The sequence below is a fragment of the Alkalibacillus haloalkaliphilus C5 genome (genome assembly GCF_000269905.1).
GTDB lineage: Bacteria > Bacillota > Bacilli > Bacillales > Alkalibacillaceae > Alkalibacillus > Alkalibacillus haloalkaliphilus_A.
Genome location: NZ_AKIF01000087.1, coordinates 1 through 12,407, shown reverse-complemented (window position 1 = coordinate 12,407; position 12,407 = coordinate 1). Strand labels below are relative to the sequence as shown.

At 34.1% G+C, this 12,407-nt stretch carries 16 protein-coding genes; 15 read left to right on the top strand and 1 reads right to left on the bottom strand.

Annotated features, from left to right (window positions below; all coding sequences use genetic code 11):
* Nucleotides 1–60 precede the first annotated feature (60 nt).
* The 5 genes from A194_RS0110045 (at nt 61) to A194_RS0110025 (ending at nt 3,902) form a co-directional block, all read left to right on the top strand.
* Nucleotides 61–450, top strand: coding sequence for an OsmC family protein (locus tag A194_RS0110045; protein WP_017186720.1), 390 nt, complete (start codon nt 61–63; stop codon nt 448–450).
* Between the two features lie 4 nt (nt 451–454).
* Complete coding sequence (locus A194_RS20070) at nt 455–607, top strand: SE1561 family protein (protein ID WP_017186719.1); 153 nt, start codon at nt 455–457, stop codon at nt 605–607.
* Between the two features lie 134 nt (nt 608–741).
* Nucleotides 742–2,055 (top strand): Na+/H+ antiporter family protein, encoded by a 1,314-nt coding sequence (locus A194_RS0110035; RefSeq protein ID WP_017186718.1) that lies wholly within the window; start codon nt 742–744, stop codon nt 2,053–2,055.
* Between the two features lie 118 nt (nt 2,056–2,173).
* Nucleotides 2,174–2,950, top strand: coding sequence for a polysaccharide deacetylase family protein (locus tag A194_RS0110030; RefSeq protein ID WP_017186717.1), 777 nt, complete (start codon nt 2,174–2,176; stop codon nt 2,948–2,950).
* A gap of 79 nt (nt 2,951–3,029) precedes the next feature.
* Entirely contained in the window at nt 3,030–3,902 is an 873-nt protein-coding gene (locus tag A194_RS0110025; protein WP_017186716.1) for a DNA-3-methyladenine glycosylase family protein, read from the top strand.
* 98 nt (nt 3,903–4,000) lie between these two features.
* On the opposite strand, the gene A194_RS0110020 is transcribed toward A194_RS0110025, so the two are convergent.
* Nucleotides 4,001–5,335: a PulJ/GspJ family protein gene (locus A194_RS0110020; protein ID WP_017186715.1), complete on the bottom strand. Its 1,335-nt coding sequence runs from the start codon at nt 5,333–5,335 to the stop codon at nt 4,001–4,003.
* 46 nt (nt 5,336–5,381) lie between these two features.
* Here A194_RS0110020 and A194_RS21380 point away from each other — a divergent pair, with 46 nt between their 5' ends.
* The 10 genes from A194_RS21380 to A194_RS18125 form a co-directional block, all read left to right on the top strand.
* Nucleotides 5,382–5,483, top strand: a complete 102-nt coding sequence (locus A194_RS21380; RefSeq protein ID WP_083834282.1) for a type IV pilus modification PilV family protein — start codon at nt 5,382–5,384, stop codon at nt 5,481–5,483.
* A gap of 77 nt (nt 5,484–5,560) precedes the next feature.
* The gene (locus A194_RS0110015; RefSeq protein WP_017186714.1) at nt 5,561–5,800 is read left to right on the top strand and encodes a hypothetical protein; all 240 of its coding nucleotides are present in this window, start codon (nt 5,561–5,563) and stop codon (nt 5,798–5,800) included.
* A gap of 1 nt (nt 5,801) precedes the next feature.
* On the top strand, nt 5,802–6,254 hold the full coding sequence (locus tag A194_RS0110010) for a hypothetical protein (RefSeq protein ID WP_017186713.1): 453 nt from the start codon (nt 5,802–5,804) through the stop codon (nt 6,252–6,254).
* Between the two features lie 221 nt (nt 6,255–6,475).
* Nucleotides 6,476–8,134, top strand: coding sequence for a GspE/PulE family protein (locus A194_RS0110005; RefSeq protein WP_017186712.1), 1,659 nt, complete (start codon nt 6,476–6,478; stop codon nt 8,132–8,134).
* 22 nt (nt 8,135–8,156) lie between these two features.
* Entirely contained in the window at nt 8,157–9,365 is a 1,209-nt protein-coding gene (locus A194_RS0110000; protein ID WP_017186711.1) for a type II secretion system F family protein, read from the top strand.
* Between the two features lie 24 nt (nt 9,366–9,389).
* Nucleotides 9,390–9,833: a type II secretion system protein gene (locus A194_RS0109995; protein ID WP_017186710.1), complete on the top strand. Its 444-nt coding sequence runs from the start codon at nt 9,390–9,392 to the stop codon at nt 9,831–9,833.
* Between the two features lie 76 nt (nt 9,834–9,909).
* Nucleotides 9,910–10,662: a prepilin peptidase gene (locus A194_RS0109990; RefSeq protein WP_337442974.1), complete on the top strand. Its 753-nt coding sequence runs from the start codon at nt 9,910–9,912 to the stop codon at nt 10,660–10,662.
* A 13-nt stretch (nt 10,663–10,675) separates the two neighbouring features.
* The gene (pilM, locus tag A194_RS0109985; RefSeq protein WP_017186708.1) at nt 10,676–11,638 is read left to right on the top strand and encodes a type IV pilus biogenesis protein PilM; all 963 of its coding nucleotides are present in this window, start codon (nt 10,676–10,678) and stop codon (nt 11,636–11,638) included.
* Entirely contained in the window at nt 11,638–12,183 is a 546-nt protein-coding gene (locus A194_RS0109980; RefSeq protein WP_017186707.1) for a PilN domain-containing protein, read from the top strand. Before pilM ends, A194_RS0109980 begins: the two co-directional genes overlap by 1 nt.
* Nucleotides 12,176–12,407 (top strand): hypothetical protein (locus A194_RS18125; RefSeq protein ID WP_040402672.1); only part of this gene is annotated, 232 nt, incomplete at its 3' end. The genes A194_RS0109980 and A194_RS18125, both read left to right, overlap by 8 nt.

Sequence of the window (12,407 nt, the reverse complement as noted above, 5' to 3'; positions counted from 1 at the left end):
TGTATCGTAATTTCGTGTTAAAATAAATCTAATATAATCAATATAAAAGGAGCGCTTGAAATGAAATTTAATGTAACAGACCAACATATCACAACAGATTTAGAATATGATCAGTTAGTCATTTCAGGTGATGAATCAGAAGGGTTCAGACCTTTCCAACTAATGGTGTCATCACTTGCAGGGTGTAGCGTTTTAGTATATAAGCGCATTTTACAAAAGCAGAAAATTGAATATGATGAAATGACGGTTGAAGCGGAAGTTCAACGAAGTGATGATGCTGTGAATAAAATTGAAAAGGTTAATTTACACTTTAAAGTAACAGGTCATAATTTAAACGAAGAGAAATTACAAAAAAGCTTAAATACAGCTTCGAAAAACTGTTCAATGGTCCAATCAGTTGTGCCGACAATTGAAGTTGAGGAAACAGTAGAAGCAATCAACAAGGAGTAATCACATGTCAGATGAAAAAAGCTTAGAGTCAGTAAAATCAAGGCTAGCTAACTTATTAGAGCAGATTGAATCAGTTGATCCTGAGAAGTTAACAGTAGAAGATATCGATCGTTATATTAGTTTATTAAATGAAATGGAAGAAAAATTAAGTCAATAATTAGGACAACCCCCGCATAAGATTTTTATGAAAGGGGGTTGAATTTTTTGATTAAAGATTTTATTATGATAAAGTGTTAATGTGATAATGAGATAATGAAATGAAAGAAATAAAAGAAAAAGGGAGAAGGTTTTATGGCTTCAATTGTTATTATATCTGTTTTATTAATGGTTATTTTAAGTTTGTTCAGAGTAAATGTACTTTTAGCTATTGTCTTATCAGGTATGACAGCTGGTTTAATGGCTGGTTTGTCATTTGAAGAGTTAGTTGAAATATTTACCACCAGTATGGCAGGTGGTGCTAATACAGCACTTAGTTATATTTTGTTGGGTGGATTTGCAATTGCCATTGCCTTAACTGGTATTACAAAAGGGTTCGTACAATTTTTAAGACGAGCTATTAAAGGTAGAAGGGGTGTAATGTTAGGTGTAATTGTTGTGATCGCTTCGTTATCCCAAAACGTAATTCCAGTTCACATAGCGTTTATACCAGTTCTAATTCCCCCATTAATTGCTTTATTTGATCGAATTCAAATTGATCGACGCGCTGTGGCAACAGCTTTAACATTTGGCCTTAAAGCGCCTTATGTCATGGTTCCTTTAGGGTTTGGATTAATCTTCCAAGATTTAATTCAAGAACATATGGAGGAAAATGGTGTAGTGTTACCTTTAGCTGATGTGACAGTTGCTATGCTTGTACCGGGTTTCGGGATGATTATAGGCTTAATTATAGCTTTAACGATTACTTATCGTAAAAAACGTGATTACAGTCAAATTGAACCAGAGAGTGAGCCGAGTACAGTTGAAGAAATAGATGATTCACCTTTTGTATTTGAACGAAAACATACGATGACTATTATTGCCATTGTGGCAGCATTAGTTGTCCAAATTGTAACTGAAGAAATGGTACTTGGTGCTTTAACCGGTTTAGTTTTAATGTTCTTACTAGTAGCTGTTCCTTATCGCCAAATTGAAGATGTTATGAGTCGTGGTATTAGTATGATGGGGATGATCGCCTTTATTATGCTAACCGCATCTGGATTCGCTGGTATCTTACAGGAAACAGGTTCAGTTGAAGCATTAGTCAATGCTTCTTCAGGTCTGTTAGAAGGCAATCAACTATTTATTGCGTTTATTTTATTATTAGTTGGTTTAATCATTACAATGGGTATTGGTACATCGTTTGGTACAATTCCAATTTTAGCCGTTTTATATGTTCCAATCGCAACGGCGGCAGGGTTTTCACCGATGGCAATTGCTGTATTAATCGGTACTGCCGGTGCTTTAGGTGATGCTGGTAGCCCAGCTTCAGATAGTACGCTTGGACCAACAGCAGGTCTAAATGTCGATGGTAAACACAATCACATTTGGGATACGTGTGTACCGACGTTCTTACACTTCAATATTCCGATCTTTATCTTCGGACTAATTGGAGCTGTCTTACTATAATTGTTTAACCCTCTTCATATAAATGGAGAGGTTTTTTCTTACCCAATGCCTTCCATTCATAATTTTACTATGCATGAATCATATTAAGGTTATAGGTCTAATAATTGGGAGGTTTGTTATGAAGAAGCTAACGTTTTTAACGATCGTCATGTTATTAATTTTTAGTGTGCCAGTCAATGCAGTATCTAATGAGTCATACGGGTATGGATATAAGAAGCAATACAACGAAATGCCTCCTGACTTAGGGTTTTATGGCCCATTAATTGAAAAGTACAATGGTCTTTACTTAGGTGATGAAGAAAATCGCATGGTTTATTTAACATTTGATAGTGGTTATGAGCAAGGTTATACAGAACAAATACTTGATGTGTTAAATGAAAAAGATGTACCAGCGACTTTCTTTTTAACCGGGCATTATGTCGATGATCAACCAGAGCTTGTCAAACGTAAAGTAGAAGAGGGGCATATCATTGGCAATCACTCAAATGATCATTTGGATTATACTAAAGTAAGTGATGATAAGGTAAAAGAAGACTTAAAAGTTTTAGATGATAAAATTATAAATACAACTGATCAAGAAGTAGTGAAGTTTTTCCGTCCAGCTAAAGGAATCTTTAGTGAGAGAACATTGAAATTGACTGATGAGTTAGGCTATACGAATATATTTTGGACAGTAGCTTTAGTTGATTGGAATCGTGATGAAAATAAAGGGTGGAAACATGCTTTTGATGAAGTGTTAAGGCAAGTTCATCCAGGGGCTATCATATTGTTGCATGCTGTGACAGAAGACAACGCTGAAGCACTCGGTTATTTAATTGATGAGCTAAGAGATCAAGATTATGAGTTTGGCTCCTTAGATGATTTAGTGTGGCATCATTCAGTACCGATCGGTTAAAAGTTTTTGCTAAAAGTCCTGTAAAAGTTGTAAACTAAAAGAAACATTCTAGGTTGCTCAAAATAAGGGAGAGGAAAGTATGTGGAAAGAGTATTACCATGCAGCAGGCATTTACGACTTTGACTATACATTACAACGATTAGATATGGATCCGTTAATTAACGTAAACATGAAGGAACGTTGGGTAGACGTGCCTGTTCGTATAGATCAAGACAACAAATGCGTTGTAAGAGTTAAAGGGGAAGGAACAACGGAAAAACCAGTGTTTTCAGTTATGTCTGATTATGATGAAGACCAAGATGTTGTGTTTGAGCATATTCGTAACTTGTTCCAATGGGATCGTGACTTGCAAGATGTTGAAGACTTTTTTGAAGAATCAGATTTAGCACGCCTGTTTTTTACGTATGCAGGTACTCCGATTGTAAAAGATTTTCACTTGTATGATTCATTGATGAAAGTTATTATTCATCAACAATTAAACATGAAATTTGCTTATACGTTATCAACTCGTTTTGTCCAAAAGTTTGGAGAACAGATTGATGGTTCATGGTTTTACCCTAAGCCTGAATTCGTTGCGAATCTGGATTATCAAGATTTAAAAGATTTACAATTTAGTCAGAGGAAAGCTGAATACGTTATTGATACATCGAGACTAATCGCAAATGGTGACTTGGAGTTAGAATCATTTGCGAAAAAATCGAATGAAGAAGTAATGAAATCATTAGGTAAAGTCCGTGGAGTTGGCCCTTGGACAGTACAAAATTGGCTCATGTTTGGTCTAGGTCGAGAAGATTTATTCCCTGCAGCAGATGTTGGTATACAAAACGCGTTAAAGAAAGAATGGAGAATGGAAGAGAAGCCGAAAAAAGATGTCATTGAAAAAGCGGCACAAAAATGGTCTCCATATCGAAGTTATGCTGCCTTAACGTTGTGGCGTAGTATTGAAGGATAGACATTTATATTAGCAAAATAAAACACTCACATCACCAAAAATGACATATTCAGAGGTGATGGAGTGTTTTTTAAAGACATTTAATTATACGTTTTTTCTTATTGATCAAAAGGTAAGTTATCGGAGGTAATGTATTCTTCTATGTTTCTAAAGTTAATAGATGAACCTCCGTTTGGTACATCAAAACCATCTCTTGATATAACTACACCAGTAAAGGAGTTGCCATTGAAAGTTACCTTACCGTTTGGAGCAATTATAACTCCATCGAGTTGTGACCAGTTAGAATCTATTGACACATTCCCCTTAGAGGCAATGATAAAGTTCTCAGGATCATTATTACCCACATGGATATTTAAATCTGATGGTGAGAAGATTTTCGATTCACTATTTAAGTTTAGTGTAGTTTCATAACCATTTTCATAAAACCAGTGATCTTCTTTTAAAGGAGGTATATTATTCGTTGGATGACTTAGGAGTTGTTCCTCATTAAACTCACCAGTTCTTAGTAGTTCGTGCTCAGGGTTCCTTGAATTGATGTCTCCCCCTATATATATATTATCAGCGTTAATATTTCCAGACCAGTTATTGAAGATTACATCGCTGCTTATATAGACGTTTGTAGCATTAATAATACTACTGCTATTAAAGGTGACGTTACCATCTATAATAACTTCCTCTGAATTGATCGTAGCTCCACCGTTATTTAGATTTACATCCCCTATAATATTAATAATTTCTGTTACTCCGTTTTCTCCAAGGCTTGTGCTTGTTATAAGGTTCACCTCTTGTCCTGCTTTGTCAATAAAAATATTTTCAGTCGATATTTGGTCTGCTGTAGAGAAGTCTAAATCAGTTTCATTGTTATTAATGATAATTTTCCCATTTTGATTTCCTGTTATGTCAGCAGAACCATTAATACTGATGTTACTACTAAATATAAATACATTTTCGTTTTTAATAAAGGAATAAAAATCATCAACAGTGGATGATAACGATAACTGAACATTTTTTTCTTGTTCCCTATTAACTTGAGGATCAATTGTAGTGTTAATTTGATACTCATGATTGTGTTCATTCTTTAGTGTGAAGTCTACATTCAGTGGGTTTTCATGAGCAAATGTAGCACATTGCTCATCATATAAATCAAGTTCGTTCATCACTAGATGGCTAAATGAATGCTCTTCTTTTCTTTGGATATCCTCTAAACAAAATGTATAGTCTTCGCTTATTTCTTGATGTTGCTGTCGAATTTGAGTAATAATAAAGTTAGAATCTTGCCTTAATTCAATGTGTGAGTTAGAGGTTTCGCTATATTGAAATGTATTGTTCAAAACACTAAAAGCTAGCAAACTTATGATTGAAATTAATACCAGTGATGCAAGTAACTCTATTAAAGTTACACCATTTTCGCTTTTAAAGTATTTGTTTATCATAGAATCACCATAACTATTTTTGAATTTCTGAAAAGGACAATGTTAAATGAGAAGTTTTAAACCATTAGCAAAAAATACCCATGGTTATACACTGATTGAAGTATTAGGAGCTATAACGATTTTAGGTATTATACTTCTATCTTTTTAGGTTTCTTTTCTCAGTCTATTATACTATCTAATAAGGTAGAAGACGAGTTAACAGCGATAAATGTTGCAGAAAAAGTTTTGAGTGAAATAAATGAGGATCAATCAAGGATTGAATATTATCATGGTGAAGGTATTATTCTTAATAATAGAACTTATTATCCAATCATTACAATCTATTCAAATGAAGAATTAACGGAGTTAGAAAGTGATTTGAACTTACAACAAGTAAAAGTACAGATATTTGTAGACCAACTTGATACTTATACTAATGAAGTACCAGCTGCTGAAATATTTAGTTATTTAGAACAGGAGAATTAGAATGAATTATAACAATGAGCGTGGGTTTGCTTTAATTCTAGTATTAATAATTATTGCAGTTATTAGTATTACTTTACCTGTAATCATGACTAACTTAACAAATAGTGCTATGCAATATCAAAGAAGTGAAGAACAATTACAATTAGATAAGCTTGAAGATATGGGCGTTAATTTTACAAATGAAGTACTTAAGAAAGTTGAAGATTTAGCCCTAGAACAAACAAAAGATTGGTTAAGTAGTGTGGCAACTACACCGTCTAAAGATAATGTTTCTCAATATTATACTAATGAGTTATCTCAAGCTTTGAATGGCTATAATTTGTTTAATGGTACTCAAGTAAACGTTGAAGGTGGCTATGCTTTTGAGACAAATATAGAAGATATTGTAGTTGAGGATGTTACAACAATTATAGTTGAATTTAGTATTCAACACTTATTCAAGGGGAAGAAGTGAATAGGGGAAGAGAAAAAGGACAAAGAACTATTAGATTGAATATTGATTAATCTAATAGTTCTAGTTGTGTCGATTCGTGTATATATAAACTTCTCAATACCCCTCGATTTTTTAGTCAAAAAGTCTTATAATAAAAATGATAATACAAAATTTGTCTAATTTATAGCTATTATATCATTTGGCGTAAGATTTTATGAGATTGATAGAAAGGAAGTCTAATTTTGGCTCGAAAAATAAAACTGCGTTTAGGTGAACTTCTAGTTCAAGAAAACCTAATAACTGTAATGCAATTAGAACAAGCATTAAAAGAAAAAGAATCGAACCAAAAGCTCGGAGATAAATTAATCGAAGAAGGACTTATAACTGAGCTCCAATTAGTAGAAGTGCTACAGCAACAGTTAGGAATTGAGCATGAACGCTTACATAATTATGCTTTCGATCAATCCATTCTTAATCTTGTACCAAAACAGTTTGCAATAGAAAATAATGTGATCCCTTTAAAACGTGAACAAAACAAACTGTTTGTCGCAACAGCAGACCCACTCGACTACTTCGTATTAAACAACCTAAGACTTCAAACGGGATTTAAAATAGAACCTGTCATTGCCATCAAAGATGAAATCCGCCAAAGTATTATGAAGCTTTATGAACGAGAAGATTTGACTGAAGAGTTTGAAGATATCCAGCCAAATCAGCCAACAGAAGACTTGTCACTTGAAGAAGAAGCATCGCCTGTCGTTAAGTTAATGAATCAGTTAATTCAACAGGCTGTCGTTGAAAAAGCGAGTGATATTCATATAGATCCACAAGAATATCAAGTGCTTATTCGCCTGCGTGTTGACGGCGCTTTAAGAAATGAACAGATGTTAGCTAGAAGTGTCCAATCTTCATTGACGACACGAATTAAAATAATGGCTAATTTAGATATTACACAACAAAGAATTCCACAAGATGGACGAATCAAACGAGTAGTTGAAGGACGAAATGTTGATCTAAGAGTGAGCACATTGCCGACTATTTTCGGTGAGAAAATTGTCATTCGTGTACTGGACACGATGACGGTATCGAATAGGCTTGATGATATTGGCTTTGAGCAAGACAATTTTCAAAAGTTTAAACAAATGATTGAGAAACCGTATGGAATCGTGTTATTAACTGGTCCGACGGGGTCAGGTAAAACGTCTACGATGTATGCAGCATTAACTCATTTAAATGGTGAACATTCTAACTTAATAACAGTGGAAGACCCTGTAGAGTATGAGCTAGAAGGAGTTAACCAAATTCAAGTTAACCCACAAGTAGGTTTAACATTTGCATCAGGTTTGAAATCGATCTTAAGACAAGACCCAGATATTATTATGGTTGGTGAAATACGTGATAGTGAAACAGCCAATATGGCTGTGCGGGCTTCAATTACGGGTCACCTCGTTTTGAGTACATTGCATACCAACGATTCGACTGGTGCAATAAGTCGATTAGTAAATATGGATGTTGAAATGTTTTTAGTAGGCTCTTCACTTAATGGTGTTGTTGCTCAACGTTTAGTCCGCACCATTTGCCGTGATTGTCATGAAAAACGAAACCTAACAGAATTAGAGCGCAAAGTATTTGAAAGGTATAACATCCACATTGATCAAGTTACTAAAGGAAAAGGCTGTCCGACTTGTAATAACACAGGATATCGTGGCCGAACAGCTATTCATGAAGTACTTTACATAGACAATCCAATTAGAGAGGCAATTTTGGATGGTAAGACAAAAGTAGAAATAGAAAAAACAGCTAAACAACAAGGTTTTACGCCTTTATTTGAAGATGGTTTACGTAAAGTTGAACAAGGTGTGACGACTTTAGAAGAAGTATATAGGGTCGCTGCAGAGTGATTGAGTTGTTGGGGGTAGAGATATGGCTTCTTTTAAATATATAGCCGCTGATTATAACGGCAATGAAAAGCAAGGTAAGCTAGAAGCCTATAATATTGATTTAGCAAAAGCTAGATTAAGAGATGAAGGGTTGAAAATTGAGTCGATTGAAGAAGTAAAGCAATCGATTTGGACGAAAGATATTCATTTCGGCAATCCTGTAAAAAATCGTGACTTTGTCGTATTCCTCCAGCAGTTTGCCGCACTATTAAAAGCGGGGCTTACAATAGTTGATTCATTAGGTGTTTTACGAGAACAAACGAAGCAAAAGCAACTAAAAGAATCCTTGTATTATGTAGAAATTGATATGAGACAAGGTAGCTCGTTAACAAACGCGTTAAAAAAGCGCCCAGAAATCTTCTCAAACATTTTCGTCAACATGGTCCATAGTGGTGAAAGTAGTGGATCACTAGAAGAAACCCTTTCTAAACTAGCTGATTATTACCATAAGCATTATAAGACATCTCAAAAAGTGAAATCTACTTTCGCTTATCCAGTAACTGTAGGATTTGTCGCAATGGGCGTTGTAATATTTCTAATGATGTACGTCGTTCCAGAATTTGTTGATATGTTTAATCAGTTTGATGCTAGTTTACCTATCGTTACACAGGTTGTCTTAGGCATTAGTAATTTATTGACTAGTTATTGGTACTTATTTGGCTTAATTGCTCTATTATTTAGTTTAATATTGATTATGGTTTTACAACGAGATCATTTACGTATGAAATTAGATTATTATTTATTAAAGTTACCAGGTTTTGGTCCATTAATTTTAAAATCGAATATGGCTTCGATGACAAGGACTTTAGGCTCTTTACTTTACAACAATGTTCCAATCATTCAAGCCTTAGACCTAACAGAGCAAACATTAAAAAACAAAGTTATAAAACAAACGTTACAAGATGCTGAGTCGTCTTTAAAACAAGGGGAGTCATTAGTTAAGCCTTTACGTCAACATTGGGCTTACCCATACCTTGTAACACAAATGATAGAAGTAGGAGAGAAAACGAATTCTTTACCAGAAATGCTTGGGCAAGTAGCAACATTCTATGAAGACGATGTCGACACAGCAACTGATCAACTTAAATCTTTGTTAGAGCCTTTATTAATTATTACGTTATCTGTCATTGTTGGTACGATTGTGCTCGCCATTGTTATTCCAATGTTTGAGCTATTTAATCAAATAAATTAATTAAATTAAGGGGAGAGGTAAGAAATGTTAAAAAGATTAATGAAAAATCAGAAAGGTATTACGCTAGTTGAATTACTAGCTGTAATCGTTATTTTAGGAATAATTGCGTTAATCGCTGTGCCTGCGATTGCAAATGTTATTGAGGACTCACGTTATGATAGTGTGAAAGCAACGGCGATAAATATAATTGAGGCGGCTGATTTGTACGATGTAACGAATGAAGTAGATGGTGACGAACTAGAAATAAGCGTTTTAATTGAAGGTGACTACCTTGACGGTGGTAATTTAGACGGTAACTGGACTGGTGTAGAGGTTAAGTTTAATGACGAAAGAGGTACTTTAATTGATGGTACTGGTTCTGATGGTAATGTATCAATAACTTTCGAAGATGCAACAATACAGAACATAAACAATGCTAATGCTTCTGATTTAAGACAAGCTGAAGGTGGCGCAACTATCGGAGAATAATAAATCTACATTAACAAGCGCGGTAATTCCGCGCTTGTTTTTAACCAATAAAAAACTATAGGATTTGATAAGTTTGATGTTACTAATTTATATATACATATTTATTCTAGGATTAGTGTTAGGTTCTTTTTACAATGTTGTAGGGTTAAGAGTTGCAGATAAACAATCAATCGTAACCCCAAGATCGCATTGTCCTACATGTTCAAAGACGTTGAAGTGGTATGAACTACTACCTGTATTATCATTCATAATCCAAAAAGGACAATGTCGTCATTGTGGAAATAAAGTATCACCAATCTATCCATTTTTTGAACTATTAACAGGTTTATTATTTGTTTTTTCCTTTTACAAAATAGGTTTTCAATTAGAACTATTCATTGCTTGGTTGTTAGTTAGTTTGTTAATCATCATTACTGTTAGTGATTTATATAAACAAATCATTCCAGACTACATTTTACTTTATTTCCTAGTGCCTATTATTTTAATGCGAGTATGGATTCCAACTGACCCTTGGTATGACGCTTATTTAGCAGCTATCATAGGTTTTGTATTGTTACTTGTTATTGCCATTATTAGTAAAGGTGGTATGGGTGGTGGCGATATAAAGCTATTTGGTGTTTTAGGGTTGTTTTTAGGAGTCCATGGCACATTGATGACGCTGTTTTTATCGTCGTTAATTGGTGCAGTAGTTGGAGTAATCCTAATGATGTTCGGTAAGGTGAAAAGAGGCGTGCCGATTCCGTTTGGTCCATTTATAGCAGTTTCGGCTCTTATTGCGTACTTTTATTCAGAAGAATTGCTCGATTGGTATTTAAGATTAATGATATAGGTGGCTGATCATAATGTCGAATAAAAAAGTTGTTAACTTAGAAATAAAAGATTACGTCATTCGTTATACAGAGAACAAAAGAGGTTCTATGTCAATAGAAAGAATGGGAGAGCACTTCTTACCGACGGGTACTATTAAAGATGGAGTTATTGAAAACTATGATCAGTTTGAAAGAATCTTAAAAACAGTCATTAAGAAGTGGCGATTGAATCGGAAGAATGTCCGTTTAATAATGCCTGATTCCCTTGTGTTCATTCGACGAGAAACAGTTCCGTTAGACGTTCCAAATGACGAAGTAAAAAAACATATTAACTTCAATCTTGGTGAGACGATTCATTTACCATTCAATTCATCGGTCGTTGAAGTCGTTTATATACAACAACTTGATGAGCATCATGAAGTGAGTATTATTTCAACAGATAAAACGGTAGCCAGTCAATTTGTTTCAGCTTTAGAAGATTTAAGATTAACTGTTGAAGCGATTGATATTTCACCATTATGTTATTACCGTTTAATGCATTTCAAACAATTGGTCACAGAAGATGAGCAACTACTCGTAGTGCAATACGGAATCGATTGTGTAACGTTTAGTGCATTTGTTCAAAACACACCTATTTTTCTTCAGGAATTTGATCTAGAGTCAAGTGAAATAATTATAAGCCAACTTGGGCCAACATTGTCAAAAGAAGACTTCAATAAACAAACGGTGATGGAAGAGTTAGAGGATATGAGTATTGAAATTGAACGGGTTGAACGTTTCTATCAGTTTATGATGAGTAATCAAGATCATCGGTTTACGAGTATTGCTGTAGTTGGTGACCATCCATATTTAGAAGAAATAATTACAGCAATGAAAGAATCGTATGAAACTCCTATTATTCAACTTACTGAAAAGGAAGTTAAAGGTCCTAAAGAAGTAGGCATTGAGCCTAAATTTCATGGTGTTTATGGCTTAGCATTAAAGGGTGTGCATTAATGTTAGTTAATATTAATCTATTACCAAAAAAAGAATATAAAAGTAGAAAACCATTTATAATATTTGGTCTGTTATTTTTGTTAACAATCACGCTAATAGTTGGTTTTGGTTTATGGAATTATTACTTGAATGATCAAATGGAAAGTTTAAGTAATGATTTACATCAACAGCAAATAGCCAATGATGAGTTACAATCTGAAATTGATGGTGATGAGGATTATCAAGCAGCCCAACAGTTATATGAACTAACAAATGAATTAGAAAATCTTTTAACGAGTACTAGTGAAATTGTAAATGAATTAGATGCGACTGTTCCATCTAATGCTATTTTAACGTCATTCAACTTTCATAATGACTCAATAGAACTTATTGTTGAAACGGCTACAAATGAGCATGCTGTGACGTTTTATCAAGATATACAAACGATTGAACAATTCAACGAAGTTACTATTCACACGATAAATTATATAGAGTCAGATGATTATTATACGACTCGTTATACGATTAGCCTCCAGCAAGAAGAGGAGGTTGAGAGCAGTGAATAAAATTAATAAACGTATTTTGTTTGTATGGATTGTATTAATAATTTTAGTTTGTGGCAGCTTTTATCTTTTTAATATCTATAGTTTAAAACAAAGTGTGGGTCAATTAGAAGATGATTTGTCTTTTGAGGAAAGAAAGCAAACAGCATTATTAGAAACAGTAGATCAGATAGACCATGATAGTGCTTCAATTGAGGAAGTGCGTGCACAAATTCCTGAGCAACTTG